This is a genomic window from Nocardioides proteolyticus (assembly GCF_051280635.3).
Lineage (GTDB): Bacteria > Actinomycetota > Actinomycetes > Propionibacteriales > Nocardioidaceae > Nocardioides.
The window spans coordinates 11640-25217 of sequence record NZ_JBNBPO030000027.1; the positions used below are offsets into that span (position 1 = coordinate 11640).

A 13578-nucleotide genomic window follows, 5' to 3' on the forward strand; every position below is an offset into this window, starting at 1 on the left:
ATCCAGTGCATTGCCCCGTTACCGGGGCGGGGGCCGACCAGGTTCTGCGGAGGGATGCGCCGTATCGGCGTCCTCCTCGTCATGCCCCACCGGACCACGCCGCTCCATCAGCCACCACGGCCTAGACCCGTTCGTCCAGCTACAACGCGGTGTCGGTGGACGATTGGCCGACGGGCGGGTGTCTGGGCGCGGATCGCGGCCTGTCTGACGCACCCTTGCTGACGAGGCGCGGCGACCGCCGGCACGAGCCGCCATCACCTTGGAGGTAGGTCGATGCACTCCGATGACCTGCCGTTCATCGAGACCGACTTTCACTGGGAGGACGACGAAGGCCGGCCTCAAGCGGTCCTCCGCCTCGGGGAGTTCGACCCCACCCGTGTGCGCCCCGGAGCGACGGCGAGGGCCGGCCGATGGGACGACTCCTACACCCTGCGCATCCTGCGGACTGAGCTCCTCACAGGACACGAAGGTCAGGAGTTCGTGCACGTGACGTTCGAGGCGCCAGCCGACTGGGCCCCGAAGGCTGAGCTCGCCGACGTGCTCCGCGCGCGAGAAGTCGCCGACACCGGCGCCCGCACCGACCTGGACGACGCTCTCACAGAGTTCGGGTTCGACCGCGCCAACCATGAGGCCGAACTCGGCGCGGAGGGAGACGGAGAGGTTCCTGAGGAGCTGCGCGCTGTGTGGACGAACAACCCCGACCCGCTGGACCGGCTCCGCGTCATCCGACGCGAGCAGTACGCCCACCTCGACAAGCACGGCTTCCTCTACGACGCACCCTCAGCAGACCCCGACGAGCTCGGATGGGCCATCAGCGAGATCCTGCGCCTGCGTGACGAGCTCGCCGAGGCGCGCCGCATCGGCACCTGGCTCTACGACCACCTCCCTCCGGCCTCCGGGTGCACGGATGGAGCTCGGCGACGTCTCCGAATGGCCCTGGCTCCTCGAGCAGAACAAAGAGGAGGGCTCGTGAAGACGACACCCGTCGCCGCCGAGCGCGATGGTCGCCTGGTTGTTGTCCGCGGCGTTCCTTACGAGGAAGGACCGGGCGGCGAGGTCCGGCACCCGGCCGACGTCACCGGACGCCTGGACGCACTCTTGACAGAAATGCTGTCGCGCGGCAGCCAGGTCTGCATCCGCCACTGGCAGGACCGATGACCGCCGAACGCCGGCTCGAGCCGTTCAGTCACATCCTCGTCCAGGCCATCGCCACCCACAGCGGCATCGCGCCGCTCGTGGTCTTGGTGCACGAAGGCACGGCGTCCCTGACGCGCCTCGGGGTGCTACCCGTCGGCGGGGCCGACGAGGACTTCAACGACGCCGTGAACCGGCACATCGGACGCCTCGCGCAGCTCACCGTGTCGCAGCGCATCGAGTACCACCAGCAAGTCGACATCACCAAGGACGCACCGTTCCTGGTCCAGACACTTGCGGAGCAGGCCCCTGCGGACTCCATCGTCGAACGGCTCGCGTCCACCGACTTCGCAGCCGAGCTCGCCGCCGAGGGACAGCCGGCCGTCTACCTCGACGACGACGGCAACATCCGGCACCACAACCACCTGGTGGAGCACCTGCTCCTCGAAGCGTTCGAGAACCCGACGGAGGAGAACAAGGCAACGGCGGAGCGCGCCGTCGCCGGCCTCCAGCGCCGGCTCGACCAGCTCCGGAGGCAGGTCGACGCCCCGCTTCCGGAGAGCGAGGTCGGCGACCCGCTCGAAGACATCTACATCCGGCACCACGTCGCCGCGCCAGGGCCCTGGACCATCAACCGCGGCACGATCAGCGACTCGCTCGGAAGGCCGTTCGCCGTCACCGGGTTCGCGGCATTCCCTGCACGGGACCCCTGGATCGTCGACGGGAAGACGGCCGACTTCATCACCCACTCGTGGGAGGACGTTGCCGTCCTCCTCAGGGAGGTCCGACATCTCAGTGCCCGGGTCGGGTACTTGGAGGCCGCGCTCGAGTCCGCGCAGGCGTGCGGGGCCGCCGCGGAGGCCGGACCAAACGAGCTCGGCACCCGACTGGACGACCCTGAGACCGGCCGAAGTCGGCCTCGGCGCCGTGTGAGGTGGAGGGTCACCCGGGAGGAGCTCGACGACGTGCGGAGTCAGCTGGCTGGGTTCGAGGAGCGGTACGGCTATCCCACGGCGCGCCTGGATGAGGTCCCCGAGTTCCAGCTCCCTGACGGCGCGGGCGTCGACTGCGACCACCCGGACCTCGTCACGTGGGCAGGGCTGGAGGCTCGGTACTCCTCGATGCTGGCCGACGAGGAAGGCGCTGAGTGAACGGCCCGTTCCCGCTCCTGGTGGCGGACCTGAGCTTCGACGAAGAGCCGGGCGGCATCCGGGCGTTCTCCTACGACGAGCAGAACCGAGGCCTCGACCACCCACTCGACGTCGGGACCGCCGTCTGGACGCGCGACCTCAACGAACCCATGGGCAGCGAGTACCTCGCCGAGATCACAAACACCCTCGAGGACGGCTGGCCGGTGCACTGGGTGTACTTCCTCCGGGCGACCGACCCCGCTGTCCTCGTGACCGACCTCGCCGCAGCGCTCCACACCACCGTTGAAGACCTGCTGGGCTCCCCATGAACGACCAACCCCGCCGGCCCGACGTCCGGTTCCGGTTCCGGCGGCCACTCACTGACGAGGAGATGGCGGGCATCGAAGCGGCTGCGGAGCGCGGTGGCACCGACGCCGCGTTCGACGCGACCTGGGACGTCATCTTGGGCGAAGCCGAGGGCATGACCACGGCCGAGGCGTCAGAGCGGGGTCTGCGGCTCGACCCGTCTGCCTACGCAATTCCGGAGGGCCAGGCGAGGGTTGTGCAGGGCATCTGGCACCGCCATCGCGGACACACAGGCCCGTCCTTCCTGTGGTTGCAGATGGGTCCCGCGACCTACGCGGACGCCGTGGACGACGTTCCCTGACCGTGGGTCTGCTCCCGGCCCTACCGGTGCCGAGGAGCTGACGTGCGTGGCTGATGCGCGCTCTCACCGCGTGGCGGAGCACGTGCCCCGTCGATCAGGTTGCAGACGATGGGCGTGATTGCCGGATGGCGGTGATGGCTTCGAGGGTCCCGAGTGCTGCGGCGAGCGCCTCGACTGGGTCGCCCTCGGGGAAAGCGGGTCCCGCGGAGGAGTAGAAGCCGCCGTGGAACTCGCCGGTGTGGATCGGGTGGGGGAAGTCCGCAAGCACCGCAATTTCGTGCCCCTCCTCGTCTTGCTCCCAGGTGACCGGCTGCAGGTAGAGGGCGTCGCCACCGATGCCGAGAGCGCGTTCGCGCGTGGCCCGGTCGGTGAACCAGAAGTGGATCAGGTTCCCGTCGGAATCCCACACGGACTCTGGGACGCAGAACCGCTCCCACGTTCCGCCCAGGGCAGCCCGAACCTCCTCCGGATCCGCGCCTAGCGTCTCCGCCAGACGGTCGAGGACATCGACCTCATTCGACTCCGGGCGTGCCTCGCCCAGCACCTCCCAATCCTCCAGGTCCTCGATCGTGCTGGCACCGGGCTCCCAGGCGACCTCCAGGGCCTGGCCATGCTTCCAGTGGAAGTCTTCGCACCACGACAGTGCGTGCTCAAGCTTTGACTGGCGGAACGGGTAGGACAGCTGGATCTGGACGCTGTCCATGCCTTGGTTCTGGATGTCGAGGAGGAACAGCGAGCCGGATCCCTCGGGGTTCGGTATGTCCTCGAAGTCGTATTGCAGCGGGTATGGCTCGAGGCGGTCCTCGAGGTAGTCCACGAAGCCTTGTTCGCCGCCGTATCCCACGCTGAGCACGTCGGTGAGGGAGCTGAGGAGCGGGTCGGAGTCGACGGGCTCGTCCTTCTCAGACGGTGCCATTGCACAACCCTAGGCCCCCGCAGGGGCGGCGGCGCCGATCCCAGGAGGCTCAGCCGCAGACATCGCAGACGCCTGTTGCAGGGATAGCCGTGTTGCAGCCGGGACACACCTTGCTGGGCGCGGACTTGGGCGTTCGTGGCCCGCGGTCACGTCCCTCATGGGAGGGCAGCCAGGCGCCGAAGAGGTCAGGCCTGGCGTCGCTCGGCCAGAGGTCGGACTCCGAGACAAATCCGCCGGTGGCCGTCAGGGCCTCCTCGCGGGAGATGAACCCGTTGCACCAGCCGGTGGCAATCCGGATGTCGGGTCCGCCATCGCGACGCTTCGCCTTGATGTAGCTGGTCGTGGGCTGGAACTCCACAAGGGCCAGGGCTTCGGCCACGGCCTGGACGACGCGACGGTTCTCGGGCTTGACCAGCTGCAGCACCGTGTCCAGGTCCCGATGGACCCGGCCGGCACTCATGCGAGCGCCTCGCCGCGAACCTCGCGCCACCGCTCGGCAGTCTCAGCCGTAACGGCCCACCACACCTGACCGCCGTTGTTGGGGATGTGGTCGCCCCCGGCCACCAGGGGCCAGTAGTGCTGGCCGCGGGAGTTGGCCGGAACACCCGGGTAGTTCGTCGCCAGGTGCCGCGGGAACTTCCGCGGCGCGTCACGCCACTCGTTGACCGTCATGCCCGCGCGCGCCGCGACCTCGCTCGTCGGCAACCAGATCTCGCCCGCCTCGCGCGCCTTGACGCACACGTCGAGGGCCATGGTCCACCGCTGAGCGGTCAGCGCGGAGCTGGCCGACAGCCGACGGAGGTCCTCGACCGACCACGACGGACGACCCGCCAGCCCGGAGTTCTCATCGGGACTCGGTGCGTCCTCGCCGCCGCCCGAGAGCGGCCGGGCGTACGGAGTCACGTTGACGTCGATCTGACCCTGAACGTCAGGGCTCCGCTCCGCCTCCCATCTGGCTACCAGGCGGGTGATCTCGTCGTAGTCCTCAAGCCGAACCAGTACCGGCACCCACTGCGCCATCGCGCCTCCTCCAGAGTCCAAGCGCGTACCTCGCGCTGATAACCCCACAGTAGTGGACGTCAATGGGTTTGGCAATGGATTAGTAGTGGGATTGCTAGTGCGGCTGCAGCGGGACTAGCCGTCGTGCGACGGCCGAGTCTCCTGGATCACCACGCAATGTTTGCGTGGGGACAGTAGCCCGGGAGATGCCGACCCAGCGCGGCGCAAGACATCTCTTCAGGGGCGTTGGCCAGGAGGCGGGTGAACATCGCGCGGTCACAGCCAGTGCGGGTGCGGTACGTCATCAGCACGACGACTCGCAGACGGCCCAGGGTGGGGGCTGCGGCGCGGATGGCGCCCTTCGCCCACCTCGAGCTGCGGTACTCGACCCAGCATGTGTGCCCGATGGCAGCAAGGAGCACCCCCACGGGGCCGAATACCGGGTGCAGCGCGAGCGCCGACAGGACAGCTGCCGCGAGCGTTGCGCTCAGGAGGACCCCAGCTCGGCGCAAGGTCACCTGGTGGCGGAGGAACTCCCGGACGGCCCTGGCCGCCGCTTCGTCGCGGTCCATCCCTGCGATCTCCTCCCAACTCAACTTCACGGGGTGCCGATCGGCTGTCGGTGGCAGGTGATTGTCAACGTCGTGGGTGGTCACCTGAGACTCCTGGTTCGGGAAGCAATGGTCTGAGCCGCCGGAGCGCATTGGAAGTCCGGGGTCCGGCAGGACAGCGGACTCTTCGGCTACCGGATGCGTTGCCCTGCGCAGGGCCCGGCTGACCGCTTCCCATCGGCACCGGCGGCGCGCGTCTGAACCGTCGCCACGAGGACCGGACGAGCCGTCCGGCGGCGGAACAAAGAACACTATGAAAGGCGGAACCCGATCCCCTGAGAAGGACCTCCGTGGTGCGGCCGGGAGGATGGGCCGCGGGTCACTCGCGTTCTGAGTAGGGCTCGGTCGAGGAGTCCGGACTCGGGAGCTCGCCCTGGTCCCAGCACTGGAGGGCCTCGTCGGAGTCCCCGGGGGTTCGTCTGAAGCGGCCGGCCACGTTCTTCGCCCTGGTGGAGGTGGCCTTCCCGAGCACCCGCGACACGTCGGCCACCTCGGTCCGTACGGCGGTGGCTCGCTGTCCGAGCTCGGCACGGGCCTCTGCCAACTGAGGGCGCTGTAGTTCCTTCTCCAGGGTCGGCAGCTCGACCCGAGCTGACCCGGCGAACGCCTCGACCGCCTCGAGAGCGCGGGTCGATGCCCGCTGCATCTCGGGGATGGAGAACACCCGGTGGATCTCGAGGGGATCGATGCGCCGCGCCGCGTCGAGCCGAGCGGTTGCAGTCTCGACGAGCTGCTCATCGAGCTCCCGCTGTGAACGGAGCAGGCCCCGCGCGTCGGCCAGCGCCGACTCCAGATGATCCGGGTCGGTGATGCGGACCCGCTCCAGCCGCAGGTACTCCTGCAGATGAAGCGCCTGCTCGGCCACCAGGATCAGACGCAGCGTCCCTGCCACGCCCTTGGGGCTTCCGGCACGCGCGGTCGCCGCCGCCCGCTTCGGGAGCACTGCGTCGGGGTCGAGCGCGTTGACGGTCTCCAGCGCGTAGGCGCGCAGGCTCTCCAGGGCCCTGAGCAGGTCACGCTTCGCCCCCGCGACCTCGTCCCAGTCGGCGTTCAACAGGTGGCCGCGCTGCCGCGTGGCCTCGACGACCTGCTGCAGGTACCGGAATGTGCCAACCACGTCACCGATCTCGCGGGCCCGGGTGTGACGCGCGATGTCGGAGACCTCTTCCCCGACCTGCTCCACGGTCGCTTTGACGTCGGCGATCGCGGAACGCAGAGCGAGCGACACGGCTGCCTGCTGCATCGCCAGCGCCTGCTCGGGCTGGAACGTCACCTTCTCGAAAGTGAGGTCTCCGGCGAACTTGTTGCCGTCCCGCACGTAGCCCCGCAGTGCCCCGTTCTTGGTCTGCTCGCCGAACTGGGCGACCTTCGCCAGCCCGTTGGCATCCAGGCGAAGGAACTCCTCCGCTGCACCGGTCATCGCCTGCGCGGACCCGGCGATCGCCGCCGCATCGGTGATCGAGGTCGCCGAGCGCCGGCGCGCGAGCTGGTCGGGCCCGAGGATCTCGCGGAGGACGACGTCCACGGCGGCGGCGTCACCGCGCACGTACAGGCTGCCTTCGCCGTCGAGGAACAGGGTCACTGCACCATCGGCGTCCTGTTCGTCGGACTCTCCGGGGTCCTTCTCGACATCCTCGCTGGCCTCCACGGCTCGAGCATAGGGAGGACTCCCGGTTCAATCCCAAGAACGCCGAAGGCCTCGGGTGACCCCGGAGAGGTCGTGAGGCCGCCAAGCACCCCGCCTGCGGCGACGGATGTCGGTGGGGCTGTCCGGTCAGGCGTTGGCCAAGGCCTGCGCGTCGGGAACGGAATGGGGAACCGCGGAGTACACGAACTCCTTGCCCCCGCGACCGGGTGCGCTTGATCGTGTCTTGCGCAGGGCGCCGGCCGCGACGAGGCGCTTGAGGCGATTGTTTGCGTTCTGCGAACTGAGGGACAGGGCATCGGCGATGTCGTTCGCCTTGAAGGTACCCAGGCGGAGGGCAGTGGCAAAGGTGTCAGCCAGCATGCGGTCGCCGACAAGCTGGAGTGAGCCAGCAGCGTTCAGGACTGCGATCTGCAACTCGCGACGCTCAAGGCACATCTCGACTGCCTCGAGATTCTCGGCGTTCAGGCCGGCCACCTTCACCGTCGCGTCGTGATCGCCCGGGCTGAAGGTCGACGCGAACTTGGCCAGAAATTCGTCGGCGAAACTGATCGTCATGGCCTCGACGCCGTGGAAGTCGATCGTCAGGTCGATGCCCTGTTTGCCGGTGAGGGCGTCCTCGAGCCGGTCCCGTCCCTCGCGCCCCTGCGCACGCGTTGTGGGAAAGTTAGCGAGTTGGACCACGCTGAACAGAATCGGTTCTGTCATCGCATCTCCGGTTTCATTGTCCCGATTGAAGCATAGTTCTACTCTCTTGTCGGCATCCGGTGCGCGAGCCACGCCCACGTACCGGTCGTCTGGTCCGGCCGGTCGGAAAGGGTCTGCTCGCGCGTTTCCGCGTTGCCGCACACCCTGATCTCGCCGCGGCCGGATCGCATCTGGAAGTGGATCCTGCCGTGATGCCGGGTGTGGTCGACGAGGTCGCTGAGTCCGTTGCCCCTGTCGTCCTCCACGCCGCTCACCCCTGCTTGTAGGGCGGTCGACAAGGCGATCTCGTCCCGGGTGAGGTGGCTGTGGCGCGGGTTCCGCCTCAGGTGGTTCATGACGCCGATCCCGGTGTCGCACACCGCGAACTCCAGTCGCGGAGCGTCCGTCGTTTCGCCGGTGTAGGTCTGCGCGGCGACGAACGCGCCGGTGACACTTCTGCCGTGCTCCACCGCGTTGGCAAGCAGTTCGCCACAGGCCCGGTAGACGACGTGGCCAGCCGTCGGGGAGTAGTCAGCGTAGAAGCTGGTCACCAGTCGCCCCACTTGATCGGCCACGTCATCGACGTTCCCCTCGGTCAGGTGGGTGACCTCGAGCAGGCGCCCTTGAAGGTCTGTGCGTGGACTAGTCGGCACCCTGCCGACCACCCGGGTGCGGGACGGCATGCGGCGCAGCACGTTCATCCGCTCCAGGTATGACGCAACAGAGTCATCAGTCGGCACCTTCACGGTCACGGGGATGGACTCCGCGGAGGCCCAGTGCGCCGTTGCTACCAGCCCGGCTAGATCGAGGGGACTGGCGAAGCCCAGTTGCGTGGCATCGAGGAGCAGGGAGTCAAGGCCAGTCTCGAACGTCATGATCCCGGCGGTCGCGAGCGGCTTGTCGCCGACCAGGACCAACTCCATGACTCAAGTCTCCCGCGGCGAGCTTCATCCGCCTCGCACCCGGAGTCTCTTGCGCCGAGCATGTTCCAGATGTATCGTTTTCACGGAAGCCGATGAAACCGGTGAAGAGAAGGCCCCTCGGGCCGCGAACCTAGGAGAACTGCCATGGAGAAGCAGGACGAGAGCCGCAAGAAGCTGACGATCATCATCGACGGCCAGCGGTACACCACCCGCGACGACGACCAGGAGGCAGCCTCTCTCCTGCGGCTCGCCGGAGCCGACCCCGCGCAGTACGACCTCGCCAGGATCAAGAACAACGGCGAGTACAAGGTCTTCCGTGACGAGCGGGTCCTGGACCTCGAGGACGGCGACGAGTTCGTCACCGTGCGGCAGAGCGCCCCGGTCGCCTGAGATGAACGTCTCCGGAGTGTCCGACGGAGCCGTGGGATTCGTGGCCGACCTCGAAGCGGAGGGCCTCGAGCCCGAGGTCCGCGGGGACGTGGTGGTGTACCGCATCGTTCCCGCGGCCGGAGCCTACGCCGGCCGGCCTGTCGAGACGGGAGTCAGCGTTCAGGAGCTCCAGGGCTGGCCGGCGGTGCCGCCGCACTGGATCCATGCCCCCCAGGAGGTGCGGTTCGCCCAGACGAACGCTGACCGCCAAGGGGTCCTGGACGGTTGGCAGCGGCACTCCCGCGACACCGGCCCGTGGGACATGTCCCGGCGCCCCATCCTCAACTGGCTCGCCCACGTGCGCGGCGTCCTCGGCCAGGCGGTGTCCGATGCAGCCTGACTCAGTTGCGATGACCGAGCAGGTGCACACAGAACTCGCTGGGCACCTCCTTCGAGACGACGGCGACGAGGACGTGTGCCTCGCCACCTACTCCGTATCCACCGGGGCGACCCGCACGTCGCGCCTGGTGACCTCCGTCGAGCTCCCGGGGCCGGGAGAGCGCGCCGTCCACGGCAACGCCTCGTTCGCCGGCGAGTACGTACTGCGCGTCGCGTCCCTGGCTGCGAGCCGAGGTGAAGGGGTGGCGGTGTTGCACTCCCACCCCTTGGGCACCGGCTGGCAGGAAATGAGTGCAGAGGATCGAGACGCCGAGCGGTCCTATGCCGCCTTGGTCCAGCGCATGACCGGTCAGCCCCTGGTCGGCATGACCCTGGCGGGTGCCGACCAAGCCTGGTCCGCTCGTACATGGGTCGGGGAGCAAGCCAGATGGTGCGGGTCCGTCCGGATCGTCGGGCCACGCCTCCAGGTCACCTGGAACGACCGCCTGATCCCGCCACCTCCCCAGCGAGAGAGCCAGGTCCGGACCATCTCCGCATGGGGGCCACAGGTGCAGTCCAGCCTCGCGCGCATGCGGGTCCTGGTCGTCGGTGTGGGCAGCGTCGGCCTGGACGTGGCGCAGAGACTCGCCGCTACCGGCGTACGGCAACTCACCGTGATGGACTACGACGTCGTCGAGCCGGCCAATCTCGACCGGATGATCGGCGCCACTCGTCGCGACGCCGCTCGGCGTCGCCCGAAGGTCGAGGTTGCTCATCGACTGATGTACTCCGCGGCCACCGCCGACAGGCCGACCATCGAGGCTCTCGCTACGAGCATCTGCTCCCCGGAGGGGCTGCGGGCCGCGCTCGACCACGACGTCATCTTCTCCTGCGTGGATCGACCCTGGCCACGAGCGGTGCTCAACACCGTCGCCTACGCCGACCTGATCCCGGTCATCGACGGCGGCATCAGCATCGACACACTCCCGGGTGGAGGGATGCGCGGGGCGAGTTGGCGCTCGCACACGGTGACCCCCGGCCGCCCGTGCCTCACCTGCACGAAGCAACTGGCGCAGCAGGAGGTCACCCTCGACATGGACGGTCTCCTCGACGACCCCGAGTACATCCGGCGAGCAGGGCGCGCCCGAAGCGCCGGCAGCCCGAACGTTGCTGCCCTGAGTGCCAGCGTCAGTGCCGCCGTCCTCGCCCAGTTCGTGAGCCTCGTCGCGGCACCGGCCGGTCGAGGCGTGCCCGGCCCACTCCGCTACGTCCTCGCACCGCACGCTCTCGAGCATCTCCCTTTCGAGACACTGCCGTACTGCCGCTTCGAGGCCCGGCCCGGTGAGGGGGACACCCGCGTGGACCTGACCCGCAACGAGGGACCGTGGACCAGCAGGCCCCTCAGGCCGAGAAGTCGACGGTCCGCCCGTGAACATGTCGAGGACCTGCTGGAGCGGCTCGCCAACTCGTACCTCGGGCGGTGACAGGACGTCCGCGCTGGTCAGCCTGTCGAGGGCGCGGTCGTTCGAACCGCGACGATGACGCGCCACGTTCATGCATGCCACGAACTTTTGACCGTCTAGGCCTCATCTGTCGGGTCCGCCCGGAATGATGCGTCTTGGCGCACTTGGCGCCGCACTGCCGGGAAGGTTGAGGGACGTGGACGGGTACGTCGTGATGTGGGACGGCGTCGACCGGGTCGAGCTGCCAGCTGCTGGCCGCGACGCCGGGAGGGGATTGGAGATCTCCATCTGGGACCGCGACGAGGCCCTCGCAGAGTTCGCCGCCACCATGAGCGGAGGCACCCCCCTTCCGTCCGGAGGTCTTCGCGTGCCGGTGGCGCTCCTGCCGCGCCCAGACAACAACTACGACCCACTCGCGGTTTCCGTAGCCGTGCCACAGGACCCGGCCGAACCCCGTACGCGCGACGACAGACACCTTGGCTATCTCTTCATCGACGACCTGGAGAAGTTCGGTCGAGAGCTTCTGCACGACCTGGCGCGGTACGGCGGAGGAGAGGTCCGGGCGACGGCCATCCTTCGGCCCCGATCCGCGCCGCGTCTGGATGTTCCCGCCCCGCGCGACGTCGGCCGGAGTGTCACCGCCTTCCTCGCTGCGCCGGCAACCCCGCCCCTGAGCAGTCGCCCTACTCTTTCCAACCTCCTCGGCATCGAGGCCGAACGGCAGGAGAAGACGCGGTACGCCATTGAGTGCATCACCACCTACCCGGCGCCCGCCGCGCAACCGGCGCGCATCGACCTGGTCACCCGGGTGGACAAGAGCCTGGCCCTCCTCGATGCGACCAGCGGGAGGGAAGTCGGCGTCATCTACTTCCTCGACGCTGACACGGCCGGCATGCTCACCCTCGCTGACGAACGGCAGCGCACGGCAGTACTCGAACAACTCGCCAGGCTCCAGGTGCCGATCCTGCCCCGCAGCCCTGTCCCCGAGCAGATCCGGCGAAGCTACCCGGACATTGACGGTCTTCCGCCGGCCAACCTGTACCTGTACCACCGGCACGGCGGGCTCGACTTCCGCTACCGCGACCACCGGGACGCCCGAAACCGGGACACGGCCGTCGGGTACTACCACTCTGAGACCGGCCAGATCTGGGTGGAGGACGCGGACCTCGTCCCGCACGTCGTCTCCTATGCCGCGCGGCTGGGGCTCCAGATCGGACCTGTGGAAGCACCGAAGGTCCCGTGGAACCTCCAGTGGGAAGTGTTTGTCAACGACCGGCGCGGCGACCCGAAGCCACCATCGCCGAAGGCATTCGAGTACCCATGGCAGGTCAAGCTGCATCCCGCTCCGTTGCGAAAGATCCCGGACGGGATCCTGGCTGCATTGACCCCGCGTCACCCAGAGTCGAAAGCCCGCGATGAAACGAGGCGTCCTGCTGAGGACCGATTCTGGCTTTGGGAGCGGTTCGTGTCCGAACGATCCCTGCTGTTCCCCGACCACAAGGCACTCCGCATCCGTCGCGGCTGCCGCCTGTGCTCGAATCCTGCGCTCGAGTTCACGACGCCCATCTGCACCGAGCCGCTGGCCTACTGCCACGCGTGCCTCCGGACGGCGACAATCGGCGGTCAGGTGAGTGGCCGTCAGGGGGTCGTCCGCGCGGTGAGAGAACTTGCAGCCCTGGAGTTCGACAACTCCCCGATGCTGGCCGAGCAGTTGGAGACGATCCACGTCGATCCGACCGACCCCAGAGCGGCTGTCGACATCGACCGGCTCGTCCTGCTCCGGTTCGGGGTCGGCGGCGGCTTCGCGTGGACTCGGGTACTCGAGGAGGCCGGTCTCGCCAAGGACGGTCTCCGTGTCGGCCGAGGCACGCTGATCCGCGCCCGCGACGGCCACCTATGCATGTCGCTACGCGAGAAGGCTGTGGACGACTTCCTGCACCAGCACGGAATCAAGCACGACCGCGAGCCGCTGTACCCACAGCATCTCGAGCTCAACGCCAGCGGGAAGCGACGTGCGGACTGGAAGCTCTCGGACGGCACGTTCGTGGAGTTGTGGGGCCTGCCCAACCAGGCTGCCTACGCAGAAAAGATGAGGCAGAAGCAGCAACTTGCCAAGGCGACCGGTTTGCGCCTCGTGGGACTCGTTGACGCGGACCTGCCCCGCATGCCCGAGATCTTCGCCGACTGGCTGCCGCCGGGGATCCTCGGCCGCACCACGTGGCAGTGGTCGCCCGTCACGATCATCGCCGACCCCGTGAAGCGGACGAGGGCGGCGAGTGCCCGCCAAGGCCCTGGGGATGGCCGAAACGACTACAACGCGGAGCAGCGGGCACAGCGCCTGGACCGATGTGCGCGCGCGGTCGCCCTGCAGAGATCAGGCCTATCCCGCGCAGAAGTCGCCAAGGAGCTTGGCGTGGGGCAGGAGACCGCTGAACAGCTGCTGCGCGATGGCAAGTTCTACGCGGAACCGGCCATGGATCCCGCCCGGCAGAAGGCGGCAGGGGCAGCGCGGGTGGCGCAGGCCGCCGGGCAGACACGGGCAGAATTCCAGCAATCGGGGGGCCTGTCACGAGCGAAAGCATTCGAGGCTTGGAAGGACGCCGCGGTTCTCTTCGTGTGCGAAGTAGAGGACGGCCCGGCCCCTGACCGCGGCTGA

The 13578-nt window shown here is 68.3% G+C and carries 15 protein-coding genes; 8 read left to right on the plus strand and 7 right to left on the minus strand.

Translation table 11 applies throughout. From position 1 onward, the window contains the following. Positions 1-273 precede the first annotated feature (273 nt). From ACPOLA_RS15575 to ACPOLA_RS15590, 4 genes are all read left to right on the plus strand, one after another. A complete protein-coding gene (locus tag ACPOLA_RS15575; RefSeq protein WP_435771378.1) occupies positions 274-1158 on the plus strand; it encodes a hypothetical protein in 885 nt (294 codons plus the stop codon). Then, positions 1155-2285 (plus strand): hypothetical protein, encoded by a 1131-nt coding sequence (locus ACPOLA_RS15580; RefSeq protein ID WP_435771380.1) that lies wholly within the window; start codon positions 1155-1157, stop codon positions 2283-2285. The genes ACPOLA_RS15575 and ACPOLA_RS15580 overlap by 4 nt, the downstream gene beginning before the upstream one ends. After that, entirely contained in the window at positions 2282-2593 is a 312-nt protein-coding gene (locus ACPOLA_RS15585; RefSeq protein ID WP_435771381.1) for a hypothetical protein, read from the plus strand. The genes ACPOLA_RS15580 and ACPOLA_RS15585 overlap by 4 nt, the downstream gene beginning before the upstream one ends. Before the next feature lie 62 nt (positions 2594-2655). Then, the gene (locus ACPOLA_RS15590) at positions 2656-2931 is read left to right on the plus strand and encodes a hypothetical protein (RefSeq protein WP_435771382.1); all 276 of its coding nucleotides are present in this window, start codon (positions 2656-2658) and stop codon (positions 2929-2931) included. Between the two features lie 94 nt (positions 2932-3025). Here ACPOLA_RS15590 and ACPOLA_RS15595 read toward each other — a convergent pair whose 3' ends face one another. The 7 genes from ACPOLA_RS15595 to ACPOLA_RS15625 all read right to left on the minus strand — a co-directional run bounded on the left by ACPOLA_RS15595 (position 3026) and on the right by ACPOLA_RS15625 (position 8712). Next, positions 3026-3847: a hypothetical protein gene (locus ACPOLA_RS15595; RefSeq protein WP_435771383.1), complete on the minus strand. Its 822-nt coding sequence runs from the start codon at positions 3845-3847 to the stop codon at positions 3026-3028. 49 nt (positions 3848-3896) lie between these two features. Further along, positions 3897-4307 carry a hypothetical protein gene (locus tag ACPOLA_RS15600; RefSeq protein WP_435771384.1) on the minus strand — a complete coding sequence of 137 codons (411 nt, stop codon included), beginning with the start codon at positions 4305-4307 and terminating at the stop codon, positions 3897-3899. Further along, positions 4304-4867 carry a hypothetical protein gene (locus ACPOLA_RS15605; protein WP_435771386.1) on the minus strand — a complete coding sequence of 188 codons (564 nt, stop codon included), beginning with the start codon at positions 4865-4867 and terminating at the stop codon, positions 4304-4306. Before ACPOLA_RS15605 ends, ACPOLA_RS15600 begins: the two co-directional genes overlap by 4 nt. A gap of 146 nt (positions 4868-5013) precedes the next feature. Beyond that, positions 5014-5502: a hypothetical protein gene (locus ACPOLA_RS15610; protein WP_435771388.1), complete on the minus strand. Its 489-nt coding sequence runs from the start codon at positions 5500-5502 to the stop codon at positions 5014-5016. A gap of 274 nt (positions 5503-5776) precedes the next feature. Next, positions 5777-7105, minus strand: a complete 1329-nt coding sequence (locus tag ACPOLA_RS15615) for a hypothetical protein (protein ID WP_435771389.1) — start codon at positions 7103-7105, stop codon at positions 5777-5779. A gap of 126 nt (positions 7106-7231) precedes the next feature. After that, positions 7232-7888, minus strand: coding sequence for an STAS-like domain-containing protein (locus ACPOLA_RS15620; protein WP_435771391.1), 657 nt, complete (start codon positions 7886-7888; stop codon positions 7232-7234). After that, positions 7849-8712: a hypothetical protein gene (locus ACPOLA_RS15625; RefSeq protein WP_435771393.1), complete on the minus strand. Its 864-nt coding sequence runs from the start codon at positions 8710-8712 to the stop codon at positions 7849-7851. The genes ACPOLA_RS15620 and ACPOLA_RS15625 overlap by 40 nt, the downstream gene beginning before the upstream one ends. 144 nt (positions 8713-8856) lie before the next feature. Here ACPOLA_RS15625 and ACPOLA_RS15630 point away from each other — a divergent pair, with 144 nt between their 5' ends. The 4 genes from ACPOLA_RS15630 (at position 8857) to ACPOLA_RS15645 (ending at position 13578) form a co-directional block, all read left to right on the plus strand. Next, the gene (locus tag ACPOLA_RS15630) at positions 8857-9102 is read left to right on the plus strand and encodes a hypothetical protein (RefSeq protein WP_435771395.1); all 246 of its coding nucleotides are present in this window, start codon (positions 8857-8859) and stop codon (positions 9100-9102) included. A gap of 16 nt (positions 9103-9118) precedes the next feature. Then, a complete protein-coding gene (locus ACPOLA_RS15635) occupies positions 9119-9481 on the plus strand; it encodes a hypothetical protein (protein WP_435771397.1) in 363 nt (120 codons plus the stop codon). A gap of 364 nt (positions 9482-9845) precedes the next feature. Then, positions 9846-10943, plus strand: a complete 1098-nt coding sequence (locus ACPOLA_RS15640; protein ID WP_435771453.1) for a ThiF family adenylyltransferase — start codon at positions 9846-9848, stop codon at positions 10941-10943. A gap of 175 nt (positions 10944-11118) precedes the next feature. Then, positions 11119-13578, plus strand: coding sequence for a hypothetical protein (locus ACPOLA_RS15645; RefSeq protein ID WP_435771399.1), 2460 nt, complete (start codon positions 11119-11121; stop codon positions 13576-13578).